Here is a 22,510-nt window from a genome sequence, read left to right as displayed (position 1 = left end):
ACCTTGTTTGATCAGGGCTAATCGGTGGTTCATTAGAGGCAGCGGTGCAGGGTGCGGGCTATCCGCTTAATCGGGGAAGATGGGCCGCAAAGTTGGGCGGCAAATACTCAACCCGGTGCGCAGCGGTGACGTGATGCGCTACTGTCATTGCGGGTAAGGGCCGAAAACAGCCGGGCGTTATCCACTTAGTCGACCTTTGCTATCCACCCAGTGAGCAGTGCGCTGGCGTGGCGTGGAACTTGCTGTCGAACCCTGACGACGCGCCGCCAGAGCGCGCAAACGCCTGACCGCCGTGGGTGCACCTGATGAATAGCCAGACACGCGATATCCGTATTCAACGCTTCGACCTGGAGGGTGCCTGCAGCTGGATGTGCGGTATCTGCGGGCCCCATCGTTTGGCGACGGCCACGCCGGAACGCCTGCGCTTTCACCACAGCGCCAATGTGTTCAAGTCCCGCGCCACCACCCTGGGCGTGATCGAATACGGCACCGACGTGACCATCGACATCGAAGACGCCGAGCACTTCAGCAGCTACAGCCTGAGCCTGCCGTTGATCGGCGAACAGGAGCTGAGCAAGAACGGTGAGCGCCTGAGCTCCAACCGCGACCAGGGGGTGATCATTGCGCCCAACGAGCATCAGGTGCTGGCGATTTCCGGTGACTGCCGCAAGCTGCAGGTGGTGATCACACGCGCCGCCATGAGCGAGTCGCTGGAAGGTTTGCTGCAACGGCCGATCGAGGCGCCGCTGCGCTTCGAACCGGTGATGGACGCGGTGGACGGCGCCCCGGCGTCGTGGTGGCGCATGGCACGCTACTTCATTGCCGAGTTTGAGCACCGTAGCGAGTTGTACGAGCAAGCGGCGTTTACCCGGGACCTGGAAAGCTCGCTGATCAAGGGTTTGATCCTGGCCCAGCCGAACAACTATTCAGAAGAACTGCGCGACGTGCTGGGCGTGAAGTTGCCGCACTACCTGATCCGGGCGCGCCAGTACCTGCACGACAATGCGCGCGAGGCGGTGCACCTGGAAGACCTGGAGGCGGTGGCCGGCGTGTCGCGCTTCAAGCTGTTCGATGCATTTCGCAAGTACTTTGCGCTGTCGCCCATGGCGTATTTGAAGAAGCACCGGCTGGTGGCGGTGCGTCAGGAAATCCTCGAACAGGGTGCCACGCGTACCATCTCCGAAATCGCCCTGGGCTGGGGCTTTACCCACTTGGGACGGTTCTCGGCGGAGTACCGCAAACTGTTCGATGAGGCCCCCAGCCAAACCCTGCAACGCAAGCGCCTGCGCAGTCTCTAAAACAATGAAGATCCAATGTGGGAGGGGGCTTGCTCCCGATTGCGGTGTATCAGTGACAGATGTACTGACTGACACTCCGCTATCGGGAGCAAGCCCCCTCCCACATTTGAATTGCAGCGACTGGGATAACTCAGAGCAGTTCTTCAACCAGTTGCAGGCAATGACTGAGCCCCGGCGACTGATCATTCACCCGTCGGCTGAGGATGATTGGCGAGGTCGCGGTGGCTTCCACAATCGGTGTGTAGCCGATATCCGCCCGGTGCAGCACCTGCACCGACGCCGGTACCAGCGTCACACCCATGCCGGCGCCCACCAGGCCGATAGCGGTCTGCAGCTCGTTGGTCCACTGCGCCACGTCAAGGCTCAGGCCATGGGCGTCGAACAATGCGATCACGTGGTCGGCGTAGCTGGGTCGCGGGTTGCCGGGGTACAGCACAAAGGGTTCGGCGGCCAATTGCGCCAGGCTCGCGGGCGCGCCGAGCAATGGGTGACCGCTGGGCAACACCGCCACCAGCCGGTCTTGCACCAGTACACGCTGGACGATGGCCGGGTCGTCGATGCGGATCCGCCCGAAGCCCACATCGATGCGCCCCGCCTTGAGCGCTTCGACCTGCTGCACGGTGGTCATCTCCGACAAGCCCAGTTCCAACGCCAGCGACTCATGGGTGCGCAGCCGCCGAATCAGTTCCGGCAGCACGCCGTACAAGGTCGACGGCGCAAAGCCGATGCCCAGCCAGGTCTTCTCGCCCAGGCCGATGCGCCGGGTGTTGTCGCACACCGTGCCCAATTGTTCGAGCAGCACATTGGCGTGCTCATAGAAAAACCGCCCGGCCTCGGTCAGCCGCAGCGGCCGGCCGCGCTCGAGCAGCACCACGCCCAATTCGTCTTCCAATTGCTGGATCTGCCGACTCAACGGCGGCTGGGCGATGTGCAGGCGTTCGGCGGCACGGGTGAAGTTGAGGGTCTGCCCCAGCATCTGGAAATAGCGCAGGTGACGCAGTTCCATGTTGGCTCCTTTAATACCTTCAAGGTATTGAACCAGACCAATTCTATATTGGAACCCTCCAACCACGCAGCACAGAATCGACGCAAACCTATAAAGAACCCAACGGGTATTGCCATGCCGATTTGTCCCATCGAGTCGATCGAAACGATCATCGTCGATCTGCCCACTATCCGCCCGCACACGCTGGCGATGCACACCATGCAAAACCAGACCCTGGTGATCATCCGCCTGCGTTGCGCCGATGGCATCGAAGGTATCGGTGAGTCCACCACCATCGGCGGCCTGAGCTATGGGAACGAGAGCCCCGAGAGCATCAAGGTCAATATCGACCGGCACTTCGCGCCGCTGCTGATCGGCCAGGACGCGAGCAATATCAACGCCGCCATGTTGCGCCTGGAGCGCAGCATCCGCGGCAACACCTTCGCCAAGTCGGGGATCGAAAGCGCGTTGCTCGATGCCCTCGGCAAGCGCCTGAACCTGCCGGTCAGCGCACTGCTCGGCGGGCGTGTGCGCGATGCCTTGCCGGTGGCCTGGACCCTGGCCAGCGGCAACACCGCCCAGGACATTGCCGAGGCCGAGAAGATGCTCGACCTGCGCCGCCATCGCGTCTTCAAATTGAAGATCGGTGCCGGTGCAATCGAGCGTGACCTGGCCCATGTACTCGCGATCAAGCGCGCGCTGGGTGAGCGCGCCAGCGTGCGCGTCGATGTCAACCAGGCCTGGGACGAGGCCGTGGCCCTGCGCGCCTGCAAGGTGCTGGGAGACAGCGGTATCGACCTGATCGAACAGCCGATCTCGCGTAACAACCGAGGCGGCATGGCGCGGCTGAACCTGTCGAGCCCGGCGCCGATCATGGCCGATGAATCCATTGAATGCGTCGAGGATGCCTTCAACCTGGCCCGCGAAGGCGCGGCCTCGGTGTTCGCCCTCAAGATCGCCAAGAACGGCGGCCCGCGTGCGGTATTGCGCACGGCAGCGATTGCCGAAGCGGCGGGCATCGGCCTCTACGGCGGCACCATGCTCGAAGGCGGCATTGGCACGCAGGCCTCGGCACACGCCTTCCTCACGCTGAACACGCTGGCATGGGGCACCGAACTGTTCGGCCCGTTGCTGCTCACCGAAGACATCCTCACCGAGCCGCTGCTGTATCGCGACTTCGAGCTGCATGTCTCCACCGCGCCGGGCCTGGGCCTGGCGATCGATGAAGAGCGCCTGGCGTTCTTCCGCCGGGATAAACACTAAGAGGCGCCTGCCATGTTGTTCCACGTAAAAATGACCGTGAACCTGCCGCTCGACATGCCCCCCGAGCGCGCCGCCAGCCTCAAGGCCGAAGAAAAAGCCCTGGCCCAGCACCTGCAACAAGAGGGCAAATGGCGCCACCTGTGGCGCATCGCCGGGCACTACGCCAACTACAGCGTGTTCGATGTGGAGAGCGTGCAAGACCTGCATGACACGCTGATGCAACTGCCGTTGTTTCCCTATATGACCATCGAAGTGAATGCGCTGTGTCGGCACCCGTCGTCGATCCATGACGACGACCGCTGAGCCTTTTTTGCACCCGATAATTACAAGATGAGGATTGCACCATGTCCACCCGACTGTCCCAGACGGCCCACGCCCAGCAGTTTCTCGAACAAGCCAGCGGCAATCTCAATGATGGCGGCAACCCGCGCACCAAGGCGCTGATCTACCGGATCCTGCGCGACACCGTGAACATCATCGAAGACCTGGAAGTGACCCCGCAAGAGTTCTGGAAGGCGGTCAACTACCTCAACGAACTGGGCAAACACCAGGAAGCCGGCTTGCTCGCCGCCGGGCTGGGCCTGGAGCATTACCTGGACCTGTTGATGGACGCCGCCGACATCGAAGCCGGCAAATCCGGTGGCACGCCACGCACCATCGAAGGCCCGCTGTACGTGGCCGGTGCGCCGTTGTCCAAGTACGAAGCGCGCCTGGATGATGGCACGGACGATGCCGTGCCGCTGTTCATGCGCGGGCAGGTGCGCGACACCGACGGCAAGCCGTTGGCGGGGGCGATTGTCGATGTGTGGCAGGCCAATACCGGCGGCACGTATTCGTGGTTCGACCCGACGCAATCGGAGTTCAACCTGCGCCGACGCATCGAGACCGACGCCCAGGGCAACTACCGTTTTCGCAGCATCGTGCCGTCCGGCTACGGCTGCCCGCCGACCGGGCCGACCCAGCAGCTGCTCGACCAATTGGGGCGTCACGGGCAGCGTCCGGCGCACATTCACTTCTTCATTTCGGCGCCGGGGCATCGGCACCTGACCACCCAGATCAACCTGTCGGACGACCCGTACCTGCATGATGACTTTGCCTACGCCACGCGCGATGAATTGATCGCCGAGATTCGCTTCAGTGACGACCCGCAACTGGCGCGGGAGTTTGGCGTGGAGGGGCGGTTTGCGCAGATTGATTTTGACTTTGAATTGCAGCCCGCCACTGCGCCGATGGAGCAGCAGCGCATGCAGCGAGTCCGCGCTCTCGAAGACTGAACGCGGTAAAAAAATGTGGGAGGGGGCTTGCTCCCGATAGCGGTGTGTCAGTCACTGATAGGTCAACTGACACGCCGCCATCGGGAGCAAGCCCCCTCCCACATTTGAACTTTGTTGCAGGTGCTATTTGCGAATAACCAGATCCAGCACCTCATCCCGATCCTTGATCTTCTGCAGCACAATCTCCGAACGGATATCCATCACCCCCGCCGTGCGGTTCAGGTGGTTCACGATAAAGTCCGAAAAGTGCTTGAGGTTGCGCGCCTGTACCCGCAGCACATAGTTGCTCGCGCCGGTGATCACATAAGCACTGGCCACCTCCGGCCAGCCCTGCACTTTCTGGATGAACGTCTCATGCCAGTCTTCCACATCCTGGCGCAACGACAGGTGCACGATGGCCTCAAGCTCAATGCCCAACTGCTCGGCATTGAGTACCGCGCGGTAGCCGCTGATCACGCCTTCGCTCTCCAGCAGGCGCAAACGGCGCAGGCAGGCGGAGGGCGACAGCGCGACTTTTTCCGCCAGTTCCTGGTTGCTGATACGGCCATCCTGTTGCAGGAAATGCAGGAGGCGCAGGTCGGTGGCGTCAAGAATCATGGTTGGCATAAATCCGCGTGTTTGCAGGTTAAATTCGAATTTCCTACAGCTTAAATAGCCCTTCACCCACCACTTTGCACGAAAATTCTGTAAAAGTTCGTTCATTATTTGCTGCATATTCCCGATAAAAACCAGGACTACCCATGACCACCCGAAGCCATTGCCAAGCCCTTGATACTCAGGACGGGCTGGCGCCATTGCGCCGCGAATTTGCCTTGCCCGAGGGCGTGATTTACCTCGACGGCAACTCCCTGGGCGCGCGCCCGGTGGCGGCGTTGGCGCGGGCGCAACAGGTGATCGCGCAGGAGTGGGGCGATGGCTTGATTCGCAGCTGGAACAGCGCGGGCTGGGCGGATTTGTCCCAGCGCCTGGGCAATCGCCTGGCGCCGCTGATCGGTGCGCGGGAGGGCGAAGTGGTGATCACCGATACCACCTCCATCAACCTGTTCAAAGTCCTCAGCGCCGCGCTGACCGTGCAGCGCCAGCGCCAGCCGGCGCGCAAGGTGATCGTCAGCGAAGCGAGCAACTTTCCCACCGACCTGTACATCGCCGAGGGTCTCGCCGAGTTGCTGCAACAGGATTACTCGTTGCGCCTGGTCAACAGCCCGGACGAACTGACCCAGGCCATCGATGAGGACGTGGCGGTGGTGATGCTTACCCACGTCAACTACAAGACCGGCTACATGTACGACATGCGTGCGCTCACTGCCTTGAGCCATGAATGCGGCGCGCTGAGCATCTGGGACCTGGCCCATTCGGCGGGCGCGGTGCCCATCGACCTGCACGCGGCCGGCGCCGATTATGCGATTGGCTGCACCTACAAATACCTCAATGGCGGCCCCGGCTCCCAGGCGTTCGTGTGGGCCAACCCGGCGTTGGTGGACCTGGTGCGCCAGCCGCTGTCGGGCTGGTTCGGGCATACCCGCCAGTTCGCGATGGAATCCAACTATGCGCCGAGCGCCGGCATCGCCCGCTACCTGTGCGGCACCCAGCCGATCACCTCGCTGGCCATGGTCGAGTGCGGCCTGGAGATTTTCGAGCGCACCGAGATGAGCAGCCTGCGCAGCAAATCCCTGGCCCTGACCGACCTGTTTATCGCCCTGGTCGAAGCGCGCTGTGCGGCCCATCACCTGGTGCTGATCACACCCCGTGAACATGCCCGGCGCGGCAGCCATGTCAGCTTCGAACACCCGCAAGGCTATGCAGTGATCCAGGCCCTGATCGCCCGTGGTGTGATCGGTGACTACCGCGAGCCGCGCATCATGCGCTTCGGTTTTACCCCGCTGTACACACGCTTTACCGACGTGTGGGACGCCGTGGAAATCCTCGCTGACATTCTCGACAACGCCACCTGGGACCAGCCGCAATTCAAGATTCGCCATAGCGTCACCTGAATACACCCAGATCCAAATGTGGGAGGGGGCTTGCTCCCGATAGCAGTGTGTCAGTAGGCATATCAGTGCCTGACACACCGCTATCGGGAGCAAGCCCCCTCCCACAGGGGATTTGTGGCAACAGCAGCAATCACAATAATAAAAGGGGCACATCACGTGACCACGCCAGACAACGGCTTTGCAGACATTACCCACCGCGAACTGGGCCTGAGGCGCCAGCTCACTTCGGGCCAGATGAGCATGATTGCCATCGGCGGCGCTATCGGGACCGGACTGTTCATGGGCAGCGCCTACGCCATCGGCTATGCCGGGCCCAGCGTGTTGCTGAGCTACGCCATCGGGGCGTTGATTACCTTGATCTTGATGGGGTGCCTGGCGGAGATGACGGTGGCCCATTCCACCTCCGGCTCCTTTGGTGCCTACGCCGAGTTCTACATCAGCCCGCTGGCCGGGTTCCTGGTGCGGTATGCCTACTGGGCGGCAATTGTGTTGGCGGTGGGGGCGGAGGTCACGGCGGTGGCGATGTACATGAAGTACTGGTTCGCCAACGTGCCGGAATGGGTGTGGATCGTGTCGTTTTCCAGCGTGCTGATCCTGCTCAATGCGATCAGCGTGAAGACCTTCGGCACCTTCGAATACTGGTTCTCTACCATCAAGATCAGCGCCATTGTCGGCTTCATCATCTTGGCGGTGTACGTGGTGTTCGGTTCCGGCAACCCGGATTACGGCGTGCAGAACTACACGGCCCACGGCGGGTTTTTCCCCCATGGGGTGAGCGGCATGTGGGTGGCGGTGATCGTGTCGATCTTCAGCTACTTGAGCGTGGAGATGATCGCGGTGGCGGCCGGCGAAGCGGCCGACCCGGAGCGGGCGGTGAAGAAAGCCTTTCGCGCGACCATCGTGCGCCTGGTGGTGTTCTACCTGCTGACCCTGGCGCTGATGCTCGCCATCGTGCCGTGGAACCAGGCCGGCCAAGCCCAGAGCCCGTTCGTCACGGTGATGCAGACCATCGGCATTCCCGGCGCCACCGGGGTGATGAATTTCGTGATCCTGATCGCGGCGTTGTCGGCGATGAACAGCCAGCTCTACATCACCACGCGCATGATGTTCAGCCTGTCCCGCGCGGGTTTTGCGCCCAAGTCCATGGGCGCGTTGAGCAAGAGCGGCATCCCGCTGAATGCCTTGCTGCTGTCCAGCTCCGGTATCGCCTTGGCGACCTTGCTCAACCTGGTGTACCCGGAAAGCTCGTTCACGCTGATGATGGCGATCTCGATGTTCGGCGCGATCTTCACCTGGTTCATGATCTTCCTCACGCACCTGTTTTTCCGGCGCTACCGCAAGCGCCACGGCGGGGCGAAGTTGTCCTTCGAGCTGCGCCTGTTTCCCTACAGCACCCTGCTGGGCCTGGTGCTGATGGGCGCGGTGATGATCACCACGTATTTTACCGAGGCGTTCAAGATGACCCTGGTGTTTGGCGTGCCGTTCCTGCTGATCCTGAGCGCGGTGTACTACGGGTTTTTCCGCAAGGGCAGGGCCAAGGCATCGAACAAGGCCCTGGCATAACCCGGCAGGTGGTCGAACGAGCGTGCGCAGAGCAGCAAGTGGCGACAGGCCCAGTCCTCCTTGAGCGGCTGGGCCTTGATGCGAACGTCCGGCGGCCAGCGGTCCAGGGCGGCCTTGGGCACGATGCCCAGGCCCGCGCCCCGGGCGACCATGCGAATCACCCCATCGAAGCCCTCGGCGCGGATCCGCGTTTGCAGGCGAAACCCCGCATGCAGCGCCTGTTCCTCCAGGTACACCGCCAACGCACTGCTGGCGGCGAGGCCGACGTAGTCGTGTTGCAGGCTGTCGATGAAACTCACCGTGCCGGCTGCCAGCGGATGCTCCACGGGCATGATCAGCACCAACGGATCGTCGTGAAAGGGCAGGGTCTGCAGCCCGGAGCTGTCCACCGCATCGGAGATGATCCCCAGGTCGGCCGTGCCTTGGCGCAGGGCTTGGGTGATCCGCAGGCTGGGCAGCTCCTGCAGGTCGATATCGAGGTTGGGATGCGAGCACAGAAAGTCCGCCAATCGCTCCGGCAGGTATTCGCTCAGGGCCGTGGTATTGCACAGCAGGCGCACCTGGCCTTTGACGCCGTTGGCGTACTCAGCCAGGTCTTGTTGCAGATGCTCGGCCTGTTGCAGCAGCAGGCGGGCGTGGCGGCCCAGGGCTTTGCCGGCGGGTGTCGGGGCGACGCCACGGCGGCCACGCTCCAGGCATTCGACGCCCAGTGAAGCCTCCATCGCCCGAATGCGTGCGCTGGCGGCGGCCAGGGATAAATGGCTGCGGGCGGCGCCGGCGGTGATGTTGCCGGCGTCCAGTATGTGCAGGTAGAGGCGCAGGTCGATCAGGTCAAAGTGCATGCTCAAGATTTCCTCTGCCTCACACAAAACAAGAGGCTGCCTCAGTATATGGCGAATTTCCAACGGTTCATCAAAACCGCACAATTGTGTTCATGACGACTTTATTGGCTTTCTACCAAACCCTCGGCCCGGCCCTGACCGTGCTGGTGATCGGCACTTTCCTGCTGGCCGGCACGGTGAAGGGCGTGATCGGCCTTGGCCTGCCCACCGTGGCCATGGGCATGCTCGGCCTGGCTATGTTGCCGGCACAGGCTGCCGCGTTACTGATCATTCCTTCGACGGTCACCAACCTCTGGCAACTGGCGTTGGGCGGGCATTTGAGGACTTTGCTCAAGCGCCTGTGGCCGATGCTGTTGCTGATTTTTCTCGGTGCCGGCCTGGGCACGCTGTGGCTGGGCATGGACGCTGGGCCATGGGTGGTGCGCGCGTTGGGCGGGGCGTTGTTGCTGTATGCGGTAAGTGGATTATGCCTGCCCACTTTCCAGGTCGGGCCGCGCACCGAGCGCTGGCTGGGCCCGCTGTGTGGGCTGATCACGGGCCTCATCACCGCGGTCACCGGTGTGTTCGTGATTCCCGCAGTGCCTTATCTGCAAGCTCTAGGCTTGAGCCGTGATCAGCTGGTGCAGGCGCTGGGGCTGTCGTTCAGCGTGTCGACCCTGGCGTTGGCCGCCGGGCTGGCCTGGCGCGGTGCGCTCGGCGGCGGTGAAGTCGGTGCGTCGTTGTTGGCGCTGGTGCCGGCCTTGCTGGGCATGTGGCTGGGCCAGGCGTTGCGCCAGCGCATCAGTGCGCTGTGGTTCAAGCGGGTTTTTTTCACCGGCATGGCGCTGTTGGGAGGCCATTTGTTGCTGAGTGGTCAATAATGAGCCCGAGCCGATATCCAGGACCGCCCGTGAAAGCCCGATCCGATGAACTACAGATCTTTGTCAGCGTGATCGAGTGCGGCTCGATTTCCGCCGCCGCCGAGCAGGTCGGGCAGACGCCATCGGCGGTCAGTCGCACCTTGTCGCGCCTGGAAGCCAAGCTCGATACCACCCTGATCAACCGCACCACGCGGCGCATGGACCTGACCGAGGAGGGCCGGTATTTCTTCGAGCAGGCCAAGGTGATCCTGGCGCAGATGCAGGCGCTGGAAGAACGCCTGTCGTCACGCCAGAAAAAACCGGCCGGGCGGTTGCGCATCAATGCGGCGGTGCCGTTCATGCTGCACGGGATCTTGCCGTACATCGGCGAGTTTCGTGACCTGTACCCAGACATCCAGTTGGAGCTCAACAGCGACGACGTGATCATCGACTTGCTGGAGCAAAGCACCGACATCGCCATTCGTATCGGCACCCTGGCCGACTCGACCCTGCATGCCCGCGCGCTGGGCAGCACGCCGCTGCACATCCTGGCCAGCGCCGACTACCTCAAGCAACACGGCACACCGAGCACCGTTGCCGAATTGGCCGAGCATACCTTGCTGGGCTTCACCCAGACCGACACCCTCAACCATTGGCCGCTGCGCCATGGCGAGGGCGACCGCTGGCTGATCCAGCCGGGCATCGCCGCGTCCAGCGGTGAAACCGTGCGCCACCTGGCTTTGCAGGGGCAGGGCATTTGTTGCCTGTCCAACTTCATGACCCACGAAGACATCGAGGCCAGGCGCCTGGTACCGCTGCTGGAAGCTTTCAATAGTGGCTATCGCCAGCCGATCCATGCGGTGTATTACCGCAATTCGCAACTGGCGTTGCGTATCCAGTGTTTCCTGGATTTCATCCAGGCCAAGCTGGCACGTTATGCGGTGTGATTCGTGACTGGCGCGCAAGAGTGAATTGGCCTGTACGGGGTTATTCGACGCCAGGGCGTGCTTGATACTGGGGTCATCACTTACCCAGTCAGGAGCACTCTCCATGAATGTATTCGTTACCGGCGCAGCCGGTTTTATCGGCGGCTCCATCGCCACCGGCCTGGTCAAGGCCGGCCACGCCGTCACCGGCCTGGTGCGCAGCGCCGAGCAAGCCGCGCAAATGACGGCACTGGGCATCACTCCAGTGATCGGCACCCTGGATGACGCCGCTGTATTGACCGAGCAGGCGCAGCACGCCGATGCGGTGATCAATGCCGCCAGCAGCGACCACCGTGCGGCTGTCGAAACCCTGCTGGCCGCCTTGAAAGGCTCCAACAAGGTGTTCCTGCATACCAGCGGTTCGAGCATCGTTGGCGATGCGTCGGGCGGCAAGGCCAGTGAGGTCGTCTACTTCGAGGACTACCTGCCGGAGCCGACCGTCGACAAGGCCGCTCGCGTGGCGATCGATAACCTGATCCTGGCCGCTGCCCAGGAAGGTGTGAATTCGGCAGTGATCTGTAACACCCTGATCTATGGCCACAGCCTGGGCGTGAAGCGCGACAGCGTGCAATTGCCACGCTTGCTCAAGCAGGCCCGCAAGAGTGGAATCGTGCGCCACGTGGGACCGGGGCAGAACATCTGGTCCAACGTGCATATCGAAGACGTGGTCGCGCTGTACCTGCTGGCATTGACAAAGAATGTGCCGGGCACTTTCTACTTCGTCGAAAGCGGCGAAGCCTCGTTTATCGACATGACCACGGCCATCGCGCAAGCGCTTGAACTGGGCGAACCGCAGGATTGGCCGCTGGCCGAGGCCGAAGCCGAGTGGGGTTATGAAATGGCCAACTATGGCCTTGGCTCCAACAGCCGGGTGCGCGGCAAGCATGCCCGTGAGCTGCTGGGCTGGGCGCCGAAGCGTACGTCGGTGGTGGAGTGGATTCGCCACGAGATGGTGTGATGTTCGCTTGATATCGAGGTGAGGCTATCGGGGGCAAGCCCTAATGCCGGTCAGTTAAGAAGTAGCAGGAGCGAGAACTAACTTGTGGCGAGGGAGCTTGCTCCCGCTGGGGCGCGAAGCGGCCCCAAACAATGGGACTGCTGCGCAGTCCAGCGGGAGCAAGCTCCCTCGCCACAGGTTCGGTGTCGCCTTAACTGACTGGCATTAGGGCAAGCCCCCTCCCACACTAGACCGCGTCGCACCGGCTGTACTCGGCCAAATGTGGGAGGGGGCTTGCTCCCGATTGGCCGCGCCTCGGTCCCGAAGGCTAGCCCAGCGCCGCTCAATTCCGTACCATTCCTCGCCTCTTCCCCCGCAACTCCCTGGTATTCCATGAAGCTCACCCGTCTGCGCGCCGATGCCCTGGCCGGCCTCACCACGTCATTTGCCTTGCTGCCCGAATGCATCGCCTTTGCCTTGGTGGCCCATCTCAACCCGTTGATGGGGCTTTACGGCGCTTTCATCATTTGCACCCTCACCGCATTGTTCGGTGGTCGCCCCGGTATGGTGTCGGGGGCAGCCGGTTCGATGGCGGTGGTGATCGTGGCGCTGGTGGTGCAACACGGCGTGGAATATTTGCTGGCAACCGTGCTGCTGGGCGGGTTGATCATGGTCGCTTTCGGCCTGTTGCGCCTGGGCAAGCTGGTGCGCATGGTGCCGCACCCGGTGATGCTGGGGTTCGTCAACGGCCTGGCGATTATCATTGCGCTGGCGCAGTTGGAGCACTTCAAGAACGGTGAAACCTGGCTCAGCGGTACGCCGTTGTACGTGATGGCCGGGCTGGTCGTGGTGACCATGGCCATCGTCTACCTGCTGCCACGCCTGACCCGCGCCGTGCCACCGGCCCTGGTGGCGATCCTCGGCGTGGGCCTGGCGGTGTACCTGCTCGGCCTGCCCACCCGCACCCTGGGCGATATGGCGCACATCGCGGGCGGCCTGCCGACCTTCGCCCTACCGCAGATCCCCTGGACCTTCGAAACCCTCGGCATCATCGCGCCGTATGCGTTCCTGATGGCCATGGTCGGTCTGCTGGAAACCCTGCTGACCCTCAACCTCACCGACGAGATCACCGAAACCCGTGGCTACCCCGACCGCGAAAGCGTGGCCCTGGGCGCTGCCAATATGGTCTCGGGCCTGTTCGGCGGCATGGGCGGTTGCGCGATGATCGGGCAAACCGTGATCAACCTCAGTTCCGGCGGGCGTGGACGTTTCTCCGGGGTGTTCGCCGGGGTGATGATCCTGCTGTTCATTCTGTTTCTGTCGCCGCTGATCGAGCGGATTCCGCTGGCGGCCCTGGTGGGGGTGATGTTCGTGGTGTCCCAGCAGACCTTTGCCTGGGCGTCGTTGCGGGTGATCAACAAGGTGCCGCTCAATGACGTGCTGGTGATCATGGCGGTGACGGTCATCACCGTGTTCACTGACCTGGCGACCGCAGTGCTGTGCGGCATCGTGATCGCGGCGCTGAACTTCGCCTGGCAACAGGCCCGTGAGCTGTATGCCGATGAACACCTGGAAGCTGACGGCAGCAAACTTTACCGTCTGCACGGCACGTTGTTCTTTGCCTCGACCACGCCGTTCCTGAACCAATTCGACCCGGCCAATGACCCGGCCCAGGTGACGCTCGATTGCCGTCACCTGAGCTTCGTCGATTATTCAGCGATTGCCGCGCTGATGACCTTGCGCGAGCGCTACCGCAAGGCGGGCAAGCATGTGCGCGTGCTGCATTTGTCGGAGCGCTGCAAGAAGCTGCTCAAGCGTGCGAAGGTTCAGCACGACTAGGGTTACGGCCCAACCAGGTCTTCCAGTTCCTGGGCGCGGGTCTGGGTCATGTCCAATACGCAGCCGGAGCCGTTGACCTGGTCGATGGTGCCGCCGGTGGCACTGCCGGCAAAGGCGCAATTGGCGTCACGGTATTTGATCCACAGGCGCTGCAGGTCTTGCAGTTGGTCCTTGCGGTTGCCTTCCTGAGCGGCCAGCGCGGTCTTGTAAGCCTTGTTCAGCCGGGCATCCTGCACCTTGGCCTCCTTGACGTTGCAACCGACCATCTCGGCGGTGGTGTTGGCGCCGTCCATGCATTTTTTCAGTGTCGGGTTATCGTCGGCGGCGGCGCTGCCGCACAGGGTAATCAGCAGGGCGGCAAGTGTGAAACGCATCATGTTCGGTTCCTGGCAGCAGTGGATGTGCATTCTATGACTCAACCGAGTGGGTTGAGTTTCCAGCCTTTTCTGATCCTCATGTAAGAACACTCCTCGAATTTTCATACGACAGCGTCGGGCATATCCCACCGCGACAGCGCTTATCCCTGGGCGAAAATTACTTTCATATAAATTGAAAATCCTCCTCGGTAATGATTTATGAGTTTCACAACCTATTCGACGTGACCCTTTCCGAGGAGTACCGCATGGCCGCATCACCGGGCTTCGGGCTATTGGCATACGCTGCCATCGCCATCATTGCTTTGATCGTGCTGATTGCACGTTACCGACTCAACCCGTTTATCGTTATCACGCTGGTGTCCATTGGCCTGGCGCTGATGGCCGGGATGCCGGCGGACACCATCATGGGCTCTTACGAAGCGGGGGTCGGCAAGACCCTGGGGCATATCGCTTTGGTAGTGGCGCTGGGCACCATGCTCGGCAAGATGATGGCCGAGTCCGGTGGCGCGGAGCAGGTGGCGCGCACGTTGATCAACCGTTTCGGCGAACGCAATGCCCACTGGGCCATGGTCTGCATCGCGTTTCTGGTGGGGCTGCCGCTGTTTTTCGAGGTGGGTTTCGTGTTGCTGGTGCCGATCGCCTTTACCGTGGCGCGGCGCGTGGGCGTGTCGATCCTGATGGTCGGCCTGCCGATGGTCGCCGGCCTGTCGGTGGTGCATGCGCTGGTGCCGCCGCATCCGGCGGCGATGATGGCGGTGCTGGCCTATAACGCCTCGGTTGGGCAGACCGTGCTGTATGCGATTCTGGTCGGTGTTCCTACGGCGATCATCGCCGGCCCCGTGTATGCCAAGTTCATCGTGCCGCGCATTCACCTGCCGGCGGAAAACCCGCTGGAACGACAGTTCATCGAGCGTGAACCGCGCACCCGTCTGCCGAGCTTCGCACTGACCATGGGCACCATCCTGTTACCGGTGGTGCTGATGATGATTGGCGGCTGGGCCAATGTGATTTCCACGCCGGGCACCGGCTTCAACCAGTTCCTTTTATTCATCGGCAACTCGGTAATCGCGCTGCTCGTGGCGACCCTGGTGAGTTTCTGGACCCTGGGGCTGGCCCAGGGCTTCAACCGTGAGTCGATCCTCAAGTTCACCAATGAATGCCTGGCGCCGACGGCGAGCATCACCCTGCTGGTGGGCGCGGGCGGTGGCTTGAATCGCATCCTGGTGGACGCCGGTGTCACCCACGAAATCCTTGGCCTGGCCAATGCGTTCCAGCTGTCGCCGCTGGTGATGGGCTGGTTGTTCGCCGCGCTGATGCGGATCGCCACGGGCTCGGCCACGGTGGCGATGACCACGGCGTCCGGCGTGGTCGCGCCGGTTGCCTTGGGCCTGGGTTATCCACACCCGGAATTGCTGGTACTGGCGACCGGTGCGGGTTCGGTGATCTTTTCCCACGTCAACGACGGCGGCTTCTGGCTGATCAAGGAATACTTCAATATGACGGTGATCCAGACCTTCAAGACCTGGACCGTGCTGGAGACGTTGATTTCGGTGGTTGCCTTCGCTCTCACCTACGGCCTGTCTCTGGTTTTATGAGCCGCATCCTGTCACTCGGAGCCCCATGGACATCCTCTACCAGATCCGCGCCCGCCAGGCGTCCTTCAGCGCCGGCGAAGGGCGTATCGCCAGGCTGCTGCTCGATGACGTGGGCTTTGCCGCGTCGGCCAGCCTGGAAGCGTTGTCGCAACGGGCCGAGGTCAGTACGGCGACCCTGTCGCGCTTTGCCCGCAGTGTCGGTTGCCGCGACTTGCGTGACCTGCGCCTGCAACTGGCCCAGGCCAGCGGCGTGGGCAGCCGCTTTCTCGACCCGGCGGGGTTGCCGGAACAGTCGGCGTTTCATCGGCAGATTCTCGGGGATATCGAAGCGACGCTGCGCCAGCACCTGTCGGGGTTCAATCAAGACAGCTTTGTCGACGCAGTGAGCCTGCTGGGCAAGGCGCGGATGATCCACGCGTTCGGCATGGGCGGCCCATCGAGCCTGTGCAGCGATGAGTTACAGGTGCGCCTGGTACGCCTGGGCTATCCGATTGCAGCCTGCCATGACCCGGTGATGATGCGCGTGACCGCCGCGACCCTGGGGCCGGAACACGCGTTGATTGTCTGCTCGCTGACAGGTCTTACGCCTGAACTGTTGGATGTAGTGACGCTGGCGCGCAGCTACGACGCGCGCATTGTCGCCATCACGCTTGCAGGTTCCCCGCTGGCCGAGTTGGCGGATGTGCTGCTGCCGCTGCAACCGGCTGAAACCAGTTTTATCTACAAACCCACGGCTGCGCGCTACGGCATGCTGCTGGCTATCGACCTGCTTGCCACCGAGCTGGCGCTGGCCATGCCTGACGCCAACCAGGAGCGCCTGCGCCGGATCAAGCTGGCCCTGGACGACTATCGCGGCGGCCCCGACAGCCTGCCGCTTGGAGACTGATATGAAGTACGACACGCTGATTCGCCAGGCGCAGATCATTGATGGCAGCGACACTGCGGGTTATGTCGCTGACGTGGGCGTACGTGATGGGCGCATCGAGGCGATCGGCGACTTGTCGACAGCGATGGCCGAGCATGAAATCGACGCGACAGGCCGCGTATTGGCGCCGGGGTTTATCGACGTACACACCCACGATGACACGGTGGTTATCCGCCATCCGCAGATGCTGCCCAAACTCAGCCAGGGCGTGACCACGGTGATTGTCGGTAATTGCGGCATCAGCGCCTCACCGGTCAGCCTGCGCGGCAATCCGCCCGACCCGATGAACCTGCTGGGCAACGCCGACGCCTTTGCTTACCCGCGCTTTGTCGATTACCGCGCCGCGGTGGAACGCGCCCACCCTGCGGTCAACGTCGCCGCCCTGATCGGCCACACGGCACTGCGCAGCAATCATATGGACGACCTGCACCGCACGGCCACGGCCCCTGAAATCAAGGGCATGCGCATGCAGTTGCAGGCGAGTCTGGAGGCCGGAGCCCTGGGTTTATCCACCGGCCTTGCCTACGCCAGCGCCTTCAATGCAGACACCGACGAGGTGCTGCAACTGAGCGAAGAACTGACGGCTTATGGCGCGGTGTACACCACTCACTTGCGCAGTGAATTCGAGCCGGTACTGGAGGCAATGGATGAAGCGTTCCTGATCGGCCGGCATGCCAAGGCCCCGGTGATTATTTCCCACCTCAAGTGTGCTGGTGCGGGAAATTGGGGGCGCAGTCCGCAACTGCTGACGGCGCTTGAAGCGGCGGCGAAAACTCATCCGGTAGGGTGTGATTGTTATCCCTACGCGGCCAGCTCCTCGACCCTGGACCTCAAGCAGGTCACCGATGCGTTCCGCATCACCATCACCTGGTCCACACCGCATCCTGAAATGGGCGGGCGTGACCTGCAGGACATTGCCGCCGAGTGGGATGTTTCGTTGATGGACGCAGCCCGCCGCCTGCAACCGGCGGGAGCGGTGTACTACGGGATGGACGAGGCGGATGTACGGCGCATTTTGGCGCACCCTTTGTCGATGGTCGGGTCGGATGGGTTGCCTGAAGACCCGTTTCCCCATCCGCGCTTGTGGGGCGCGTTTCCTCGGGTGCTGGGGCATTTCAGCCGGGATGTCGGATTGTTCCCGTTGCACACCGCTGTGCACAAAATGACCGGGCTGTCGGCGGCGCGTTTTGGCCTGGCTGAGCGAGGCGAAATTCGTCAAGGGCACTGGGCTGACCTGGTGTTGTTCGACCCGTTACGCGTGCGGGATGTAGCGGACTTCAAAGAACCACAGCGGGCAGCCGAGGGCATTGATGGCGTGTGGGTCAACGGTGTGTTGAGCTACAGCGAAGGGCAGGCGACGGGGCAGCGCTCGGGTCGATTCCTGGCGCGCAACGGGGATTTGCGTCGGGGTTTTTCGCCTCTATAGTGGGTGCTTTCAAACAGGGAGCCATCGCGATGCACTTAGGAAAAGTCACCCCCATCCTGCGGATTTTCGACGAGGCCAAGGCGCTGGAATTCTATGTCGACTTCCTCGGGTTCAAGGTCGATTGGCAGCATCGTTTCGAGGCAGATTTTCCGTTGTACCTGCAGGTGTCGCTGGGCGAGTGCGTGCTGCATTTGTCCGAGCATCATGGCGATGCGTCGCCGGGCGCAGCGGTGCGTATCCAGGCGCAGGGGATAGACGCGTACCAGCAGCAATTGCAGGCCAAGGGCTACCGTTATGCCAAGCCGGGCGTGGAGGAAACACCTTGGGGCTCGCGGGAGATGAGTATCAAGGACCCGTTTGGGAATCGGCTGGTGTTTGTCGAGGAGGGTGAAGAGTAATTGCAGCCCCGGTCAGTGACCGGGGCTACCTCTGTGGTGAGCTTCCTTTACACCCGGAAATGACTGACCATCTGCTGCAACTGGCTACCCAAACGCGCCAATTCCACGCTCGACTTGGCCGTCTCGTCACTCGCCGTAGCGGTCTGCTCCGACACATCGCGTACGTTCACAATGCTGCGGCTGATCTCTTCGGCCACGGCGCTCTGCTCTTCGGCGGCGGCGGCGATCTGCTGGTTCATCGACTGGATATTCGACACGGTACGGGTGATGTTTTCCAGCGATACGCCAGCCTTGCGCGTCAGCTCGACGCTGCTGTCGGTGAGGCTGCGGCTGTTGTTCATCACGTTGGCCACTTGTTGGGTACCGTTCTGCAAGCCGGCCACCAGGCCTTCGATTTCCTCGGTGGATTTCTGCGTACGCTGGGCCAGGCCACGTACTTCGTCGGCGACCACGGCGAACCCACGACCGGCTTCACCGGCGCGCGCAGCTTCAATCGCCGCGTTGAGTGCCAGCAGATTGGTCTGTTCGGCCACGGCCTTGATCACATCCATCACGCTGCCGATCTTGTTGCTCTCTTGTTGCAGGTGGGCCATGGCGTCGGTGGAGCGCGCCACTTCAGCCGCCAGGCGTTCGATCTGGGCGATGGCCTCGGCCACAACTTTATCGCCCGCGCGCGCTTGGCCGTCGGCATCGGCGGCGGCCAGTGAGGCCTGTTCGGCGTTGCGTGCCACTTCCTGCACGGTGGCGGTCATTTCATGCATCGCCGTAGCGACCTGGTCGGTCTCGATCTTCTGGCTGTTGACGCCAGCGCTGGTCTGCTCGGTCACGGCCGACAGTTCCTCAGCGGCGCTGGCGATCTGGGTCACGCCATCACGAATCCCGCTGATCAGTTCACGCAAGGTGGTGCCCATGCGCTGGATGCCTTGTTGCAGCACGCCCAGTTCGTCACGGCGAGTGACCTGGATGTTGTGGCTCAGGTCGCCGGAAGCGATGCGTTCGACCACCGCCAGGGTGTCTTGCAGCGGACGGGTGATCTGGCGAGTGATCACCAGCGCCGCGATGATGCCCACCAGTAGGGCCAGCAAGGTGCTGATCAATTGCAGGCTACGGGCCTGGGCGCTTTCGGCGTCGCGACGTTCCAGCTGGATGTCGTACAGCTTGTCGCTGATCGTGACGATATCGGTGCCTTGGGTGGTCATCTCGGCACGGGCGGTAACGATGTTGGCGTTGGCGGCCTTGTAGCTCTGCACGGCGCTGCGATAGGCACCGAGTGCGGTGTCCAGCGCGGCCAGCGCGGTTTGCTGGCTGGCGCCGAAGACGGCGTTGAGGCTTTTCAAACTCGCGATGGCTTTGTCGATTTGTGCAGCGGCGCGGGCTTCGTTTTCTGCGTTGACAGTGTTGGTGTAACCCCGCACTTCGTAGCGCGCCAGCATGAACTCTTCCTTGGCGTCGGTCACGGCCTGGAACTGAGCGAAACGCTCCGGGCTGTCGGGCATCTGCTGCACGCTGGTGTCCAGGGCGTTGATTTGTGCGTTGGCGATGTCGGCTTTGTCGCCCATGACCTGGCGCGCAGCATTGCCGTTGCGATAGGCCTCGCGCATTTTGTTCAAGGACTGCTGATAGGCCGTGATGACGGCTTTCTGTTCATTGAGCAGCTTGAGGTTTTCCGGGCTCTTGAAGCTGTCCAGCAGTTTTTGTTGCTGGCCGACGAAGGCGTCGAGGCTGGTCTGTACGTTCTGCGCCACGGCTTCGTCACCGTTGGCCAGCATGTATTGCAGGCGCACGATGCGCAGCTTGGTCAGCGAGGCGTTGAGCTGGGTGATGTCGCTCATCCAGTTGCTGCGGTCGATCAAGCCGCCCAGGCTGGTCCAGCCGGTGAGTGCCAGGATCGAGGTGAGGACCAGTACCAGGCCAAAGCCCAGGCCGAGTTTGAGGTTGACGCTGATGTTACCGAACCAGCTGTTCATCGAAAGCTCCTTGAGAGTGATGTCTGTCTGCTGGACGGGGTGTTGTTGTTTGAGCCAGCCAAGATGTGTAGGGCTGTATCGGCGGCAAAGGGCAATTCTGAAATACTTTTGTTGAGGGGCGACGAAGGGGCGCTATTACCGCGCAGCAATGGCGACCCTCCGGGCTCAGGACACAGTGGTAGGCACCACAGTTAGCCTCATGCACGAAGCGGCGGTGTGGCTCAGGTGAACGCTATTGTGGGCAACCCGAGGCCGGCTGGCCTGGCCTGAAGGTTCGCCGCTGTTGGGGTTGACGTCAAAGCGCGGGAAATTGCTGCTGGCGATATCCAGGCGCAGCCGATGGCCGCGCTTGAACAGGTTGCAGGTAGCGAAGGGTTCGATCAGCACCTTGACCCGTTCGCCTGGCGTCAGGAGAGTGGGCTGCTCCCACGACGCTCGGTAACGGCAGCGGCGGATGCCGTCGGTGATATTCATGGCAAATCCATCGGGATAATCGACGCTGGGTGGATACACGTCCACCAGCTTGGCGGTGAAGTCGGTGTCGGGTGCATCGCTCTCGATCCACAGTTCGATTTGCACCTCACCGGCGACGATCAGGTCTTCGTCGAGTGGCTCGGTCTGGAAGCTCAAGACGTCATCACGCTGGGCCAGGGGGCGGTTATCACCTTGGGTGCCGAAAAAGTCGGGACGCTCCCGTTGATCGAAGGCTCCACCGACGAAGACGGGGGCGCCAGAGGTCAGCGCGCCGCCGATGGTCGGGACCGGGTGAGCCGGGTCGGCGCGATAACTCAAGCGGGCGTCTATCTCCACAGGTGCGGTGCGGCTCAACTGTCTGCATGCATTCAGGTAGAGGGTCAGTGTCTGGCTGCCGGGCAGTGGCCATTGCGTAGTGTGCAACCAGCGGCCGCCATGGTGCAGCCGCCCGTTTTCGTCGCGACGACCGCTGCCGCCCCCCATCAGAAACACCTGCACGCTGGCCGTCGTGGTGCGGGGCGACGGCTTCAGGGTTTGCTCGAACCAGGCCAGGCGACAACTGAGCCAGTCCTGATCGACCTGCCCATCGAAAGCGGCTTGCGGGCCGAACTCCACATCGCCGCTGTGGCTGATATTACGGTCGCCATGCAGCCACGGGCCCATCACCAGCCGTTGGCGGGCGGTACCGTTTTGTGTGAAGGCGCGGTAGTTGGCGAGGGTCGAGCTGACATAGGCGTCATACCAGCTGGACATGAACAGCACCGGAATATCGGGCAGTTGACCATAGTGGCCTTCAGCATAGATGCCGGACTTCTGCCAATACTCATCGAAGCGGCCCCGCGCCCACTGCTCCAGCACATAGGCTTCATATTCCGGGACATGGCGCAGTGGCGATTTCCCGGCTTGCCACGGCATGCGAGTGAACCACTGATAAATATCCTCCTGCTCCAGCGCTTCACGAATCAGCGGATCGGCCAGCGCCGCCGGGCTTTCCTTGGCCTGGCGAAAAGCCCAGGTTGCCTGCTTGAGTTCGAAGGCGCCGCCCTGGCGAATTCCGCACTGGTAGGCATTGGCGAAGCCGCCGCTGTCGAGCACCATGCTGCTCAGGCCAGGAGGGTGCAGGCAGGCCATCGCCAGTTGGGTGTGGGCAGCGTAGGACAAGCCCATGCTGCCGATCTCGCCGTTGCACCAGGGCTGTTGGACGATCCAGGCCAGGCTGTCGAAACCGTCGTTGCCCTCGGCGGTGTATTTGGTGAACGTGCCTTCGGAGGCGTAGCGCCCACGGCAGTCCTGGAAGATCGCGACGAAGCCTTGCTCGATAAACCGTCCGGCCATCTGCTCGCGGGAGATGTGCTGGCCGTCGAGCTGTTTTTCCGAGCGCGAGGGCTTGCTCTTGTCGTAGGGCGTGCGTTCGATCACCACCGGAAAAGGTCCATCACCTTCCTTCGGCAGATAAATATCGGTGGCCAGGTGGACGCCGTCACGCATCGCAATCATTTGGTTGCGCAGGACTTGCATGGCGATAACACTC

20 protein-coding genes and 1 pseudogene are annotated in these 22,510 nt (G+C 62.3%); 14 read left to right on the top strand and 7 right to left on the bottom strand.

Going from position 1 to position 22,510, the window contains the following annotated elements; genetic code table 11:
- Nucleotides 1-305: 305 nt before the first annotated feature.
- The gene (locus C4J88_RS22655; protein ID WP_124364389.1) at nucleotides 306-1,298 is read left to right on the top strand and encodes a helix-turn-helix domain-containing protein; all 993 of its coding nucleotides are present in this window, start codon (nucleotides 306-308) and stop codon (nucleotides 1,296-1,298) included.
- A 130-nt stretch (nucleotides 1,299-1,428) separates the two neighbouring features.
- On the opposite strand, the gene C4J88_RS22650 is transcribed toward C4J88_RS22655, so the two are convergent.
- Nucleotides 1,429-2,304: a LysR family transcriptional regulator gene (locus C4J88_RS22650; RefSeq protein WP_124405269.1), complete on the bottom strand. Its 876-nt coding sequence runs from the start codon at nucleotides 2,302-2,304 to the stop codon at nucleotides 1,429-1,431.
- A 114-nt stretch (nucleotides 2,305-2,418) separates the two neighbouring features.
- Here C4J88_RS22650 and C4J88_RS22645 point away from each other — a divergent pair, with 114 nt between their 5' ends.
- Genes C4J88_RS22645 through catA form a run of 3 tightly spaced genes read left to right on the top strand, consistent with a single transcriptional unit; the run spans nucleotide 2,419 to nucleotide 4,820 of the window.
- Nucleotides 2,419-3,546 (top strand): muconate cycloisomerase family protein, encoded by a 1,128-nt coding sequence (locus C4J88_RS22645; RefSeq protein WP_124408167.1) that lies wholly within the window; start codon nucleotides 2,419-2,421, stop codon nucleotides 3,544-3,546.
- Between the two features lie 12 nt (nucleotides 3,547-3,558).
- Complete coding sequence (gene catC / locus C4J88_RS22640; protein WP_124368332.1) at nucleotides 3,559-3,849, top strand: muconolactone Delta-isomerase; 291 nt, start codon at nucleotides 3,559-3,561, stop codon at nucleotides 3,847-3,849.
- Between the two features lie 41 nt (nucleotides 3,850-3,890).
- Nucleotides 3,891-4,820, top strand: a complete 930-nt coding sequence (gene catA, locus C4J88_RS22635) for a catechol 1,2-dioxygenase (RefSeq protein ID WP_124408166.1) — start codon at nucleotides 3,891-3,893, stop codon at nucleotides 4,818-4,820.
- Between the two features lie 123 nt (nucleotides 4,821-4,943).
- Here catA and C4J88_RS22630 read toward each other — a convergent pair whose 3' ends face one another.
- Complete coding sequence (locus C4J88_RS22630; RefSeq protein WP_124364384.1) at nucleotides 4,944-5,417, bottom strand: Lrp/AsnC family transcriptional regulator; 474 nt, start codon at nucleotides 5,415-5,417, stop codon at nucleotides 4,944-4,946.
- 143 nt (nucleotides 5,418-5,560) lie between these two features.
- Here C4J88_RS22630 and kynU point away from each other — a divergent pair, with 143 nt between their 5' ends.
- Both kynU and C4J88_RS22620 read left to right on the top strand, forming a co-directional pair.
- The gene (gene kynU, locus C4J88_RS22625; protein WP_124408165.1) at nucleotides 5,561-6,811 is read left to right on the top strand and encodes a kynureninase; all 1,251 of its coding nucleotides are present in this window, start codon (nucleotides 5,561-5,563) and stop codon (nucleotides 6,809-6,811) included.
- 156 nt (nucleotides 6,812-6,967) lie between these two features.
- Nucleotides 6,968-8,374, top strand: coding sequence for an amino acid permease (locus tag C4J88_RS22620; RefSeq protein WP_124408164.1), 1,407 nt, complete (start codon nucleotides 6,968-6,970; stop codon nucleotides 8,372-8,374).
- On the opposite strand, the gene C4J88_RS22615 is transcribed toward C4J88_RS22620, so the two are convergent.
- Complete coding sequence (locus tag C4J88_RS22615; RefSeq protein WP_124408163.1) at nucleotides 8,320-9,216, bottom strand: LysR family transcriptional regulator; 897 nt, start codon at nucleotides 9,214-9,216, stop codon at nucleotides 8,320-8,322. The genes C4J88_RS22620 and C4J88_RS22615 overlap by 55 nt on opposite strands.
- A gap of 92 nt (nucleotides 9,217-9,308) precedes the next feature.
- Here C4J88_RS22615 and C4J88_RS22610 point away from each other — a divergent pair, with 92 nt between their 5' ends.
- The 4 genes from C4J88_RS22610 to C4J88_RS22595 all read left to right on the top strand — a co-directional run bounded on the left by C4J88_RS22610 (nucleotide 9,309) and on the right by C4J88_RS22595 (nucleotide 13,817).
- Nucleotides 9,309-10,076, top strand: coding sequence for a sulfite exporter TauE/SafE family protein (locus C4J88_RS22610; protein WP_124408162.1), 768 nt, complete (start codon nucleotides 9,309-9,311; stop codon nucleotides 10,074-10,076).
- 29 nt (nucleotides 10,077-10,105) lie between these two features.
- Nucleotides 10,106-11,002 (top strand): LysR family transcriptional regulator, encoded by an 897-nt coding sequence (locus C4J88_RS22605; protein ID WP_124408161.1) that lies wholly within the window; start codon nucleotides 10,106-10,108, stop codon nucleotides 11,000-11,002.
- A 103-nt stretch (nucleotides 11,003-11,105) separates the two neighbouring features.
- Nucleotides 11,106-11,999, top strand: a complete 894-nt coding sequence (locus C4J88_RS22600; protein ID WP_124408160.1) for an NAD-dependent epimerase/dehydratase family protein — start codon at nucleotides 11,106-11,108, stop codon at nucleotides 11,997-11,999.
- A 372-nt stretch (nucleotides 12,000-12,371) separates the two neighbouring features.
- Nucleotides 12,372-13,817 (top strand): SulP family inorganic anion transporter, encoded by a 1,446-nt coding sequence (locus C4J88_RS22595; RefSeq protein WP_124408159.1) that lies wholly within the window; start codon nucleotides 12,372-12,374, stop codon nucleotides 13,815-13,817.
- Nucleotides 13,818-13,819: 2 nt separating this feature from the next.
- Here C4J88_RS22595 and C4J88_RS22590 read toward each other — a convergent pair whose 3' ends face one another.
- Nucleotides 13,820-14,194, bottom strand: coding sequence for a lysozyme inhibitor LprI family protein (locus tag C4J88_RS22590; protein WP_124408158.1), 375 nt, complete (start codon nucleotides 14,192-14,194; stop codon nucleotides 13,820-13,822).
- Nucleotides 14,195-14,439: 245 nt separating this feature from the next.
- Between C4J88_RS22590 and C4J88_RS22585 the strand changes: the two genes are divergently transcribed.
- From C4J88_RS22585 to C4J88_RS22570, 4 genes are read left to right on the top strand one after another with little or no spacing between them, the layout of a single operon-like run.
- Nucleotides 14,440-15,789 carry a gluconate:H+ symporter gene (locus tag C4J88_RS22585; RefSeq protein WP_256657813.1) on the top strand — a complete coding sequence of 450 codons (1,350 nt, stop codon included), beginning with the start codon at nucleotides 14,440-14,442 and terminating at the stop codon, nucleotides 15,787-15,789.
- Nucleotides 15,790-15,814: 25 nt separating this feature from the next.
- The gene (locus C4J88_RS22580) at nucleotides 15,815-16,675 is read left to right on the top strand and encodes a MurR/RpiR family transcriptional regulator (RefSeq protein WP_124408157.1); all 861 of its coding nucleotides are present in this window, start codon (nucleotides 15,815-15,817) and stop codon (nucleotides 16,673-16,675) included.
- A gap of 1 nt (nucleotide 16,676) precedes the next feature.
- On the top strand, nucleotides 16,677-18,140 hold the full coding sequence (locus C4J88_RS22575; RefSeq protein WP_124408156.1) for an amidohydrolase family protein: 1,464 nt from the start codon (nucleotides 16,677-16,679) through the stop codon (nucleotides 18,138-18,140).
- Nucleotides 18,141-18,169: 29 nt separating this feature from the next.
- Complete coding sequence (locus C4J88_RS22570; protein WP_124408155.1) at nucleotides 18,170-18,538, top strand: glyoxalase superfamily protein; 369 nt, start codon at nucleotides 18,170-18,172, stop codon at nucleotides 18,536-18,538.
- A 47-nt stretch (nucleotides 18,539-18,585) separates the two neighbouring features.
- Here C4J88_RS22570 and C4J88_RS28180 read toward each other — a convergent pair whose 3' ends face one another.
- The 3 genes and pseudogenes from C4J88_RS28180 to C4J88_RS22560 all read right to left on the bottom strand — a co-directional run bounded on the left by C4J88_RS28180 (nucleotide 18,586) and on the right by C4J88_RS22560 (nucleotide 22,497).
- Entirely contained in the window at nucleotides 18,586-19,290 is a 705-nt protein-coding gene (locus tag C4J88_RS28180; RefSeq protein WP_372237510.1) for a methyl-accepting chemotaxis protein, read from the bottom strand.
- A 198-nt stretch (nucleotides 19,291-19,488) separates the two neighbouring features.
- A pseudogene (locus tag C4J88_RS28175) lies at nucleotides 19,489-20,370 on the bottom strand (methyl-accepting chemotaxis protein); the annotation flags it as partial.
- A gap of 300 nt (nucleotides 20,371-20,670) precedes the next feature.
- The gene (locus C4J88_RS22560) at nucleotides 20,671-22,497 is read right to left on the bottom strand and encodes a CocE/NonD family hydrolase (RefSeq protein ID WP_124408676.1); all 1,827 of its coding nucleotides are present in this window, start codon (nucleotides 22,495-22,497) and stop codon (nucleotides 20,671-20,673) included.
- Nucleotides 22,498-22,510: the final 13 nt, after the last annotated feature.

The sequence above is a fragment of the Pseudomonas sp. R4-39-08 genome, assembly GCF_003852275.1.
In the GTDB taxonomy this organism is placed as follows: domain Bacteria; phylum Pseudomonadota; class Gammaproteobacteria; order Pseudomonadales; family Pseudomonadaceae; genus Aquipseudomonas.
Note: the sequence above shows the minus strand (reverse complement) of the source record. Positions and strands in the feature narration are given on the sequence as shown.

Coding starts and splice junctions, on each gene's coding strand:
- C4J88_RS22645 (WP_124408167.1), top strand. CDS start 2,419: ATGCCGATTTGTCCCATCGAGTCGATCGAAACGATCATCGTCGATCTG.
- C4J88_RS22610 (WP_124408162.1), top strand. CDS start 9,309: ATGACGACTTTATTGGCTTTCTACCAAACCCTCGGCCCGGCCCTGACC.
- C4J88_RS22580 (WP_124408157.1), top strand. CDS start 15,815: ATGGACATCCTCTACCAGATCCGCGCCCGCCAGGCGTCCTTCAGCGCC.
- C4J88_RS22600 (WP_124408160.1), top strand. CDS start 11,106: ATGAATGTATTCGTTACCGGCGCAGCCGGTTTTATCGGCGGCTCCATC.
- C4J88_RS22630 (WP_124364384.1), bottom strand. CDS start 5,417: ATGATTCTTGACGCCACCGACCTGCGCCTCCTGCATTTCCTGCAACAG.
- catA (WP_124408166.1), top strand. CDS start 3,891: ATGTCCACCCGACTGTCCCAGACGGCCCACGCCCAGCAGTTTCTCGAA.
- C4J88_RS22650 (WP_124405269.1), bottom strand. CDS start 2,304: ATGGAACTGCGTCACCTGCGCTATTTCCAGATGCTGGGGCAGACCCTC.
- C4J88_RS22575 (WP_124408156.1), top strand. CDS start 16,677: ATGAAGTACGACACGCTGATTCGCCAGGCGCAGATCATTGATGGCAGC.
- catC (WP_124368332.1), top strand. CDS start 3,559: ATGTTGTTCCACGTAAAAATGACCGTGAACCTGCCGCTCGACATGCCC.
- kynU (WP_124408165.1), top strand. CDS start 5,561: ATGACCACCCGAAGCCATTGCCAAGCCCTTGATACTCAGGACGGGCTG.
- C4J88_RS22585 (WP_256657813.1), top strand. CDS start 14,440: ATGGCCGCATCACCGGGCTTCGGGCTATTGGCATACGCTGCCATCGCC.
- C4J88_RS22615 (WP_124408163.1), bottom strand. CDS start 9,216: ATGCACTTTGACCTGATCGACCTGCGCCTCTACCTGCACATACTGGAC.
- C4J88_RS22595 (WP_124408159.1), top strand. CDS start 12,372: ATGAAGCTCACCCGTCTGCGCGCCGATGCCCTGGCCGGCCTCACCACG.
- C4J88_RS22655 (WP_124364389.1), top strand. CDS start 306: ATGAATAGCCAGACACGCGATATCCGTATTCAACGCTTCGACCTGGAG.
- C4J88_RS22560 (WP_124408676.1), bottom strand. CDS start 22,497: ATGCAAGTCCTGCGCAACCAAATGATTGCGATGCGTGACGGCGTCCAC.
- C4J88_RS28180 (WP_372237510.1), bottom strand. CDS start 19,290: ATGACCGCCACCGTGCAGGAAGTGGCACGCAACGCCGAACAGGCCTCA.
- C4J88_RS22570 (WP_124408155.1), top strand. CDS start 18,170: ATGCACTTAGGAAAAGTCACCCCCATCCTGCGGATTTTCGACGAGGCC.
- C4J88_RS22590 (WP_124408158.1), bottom strand. CDS start 14,194: ATGATGCGTTTCACACTTGCCGCCCTGCTGATTACCCTGTGCGGCAGC.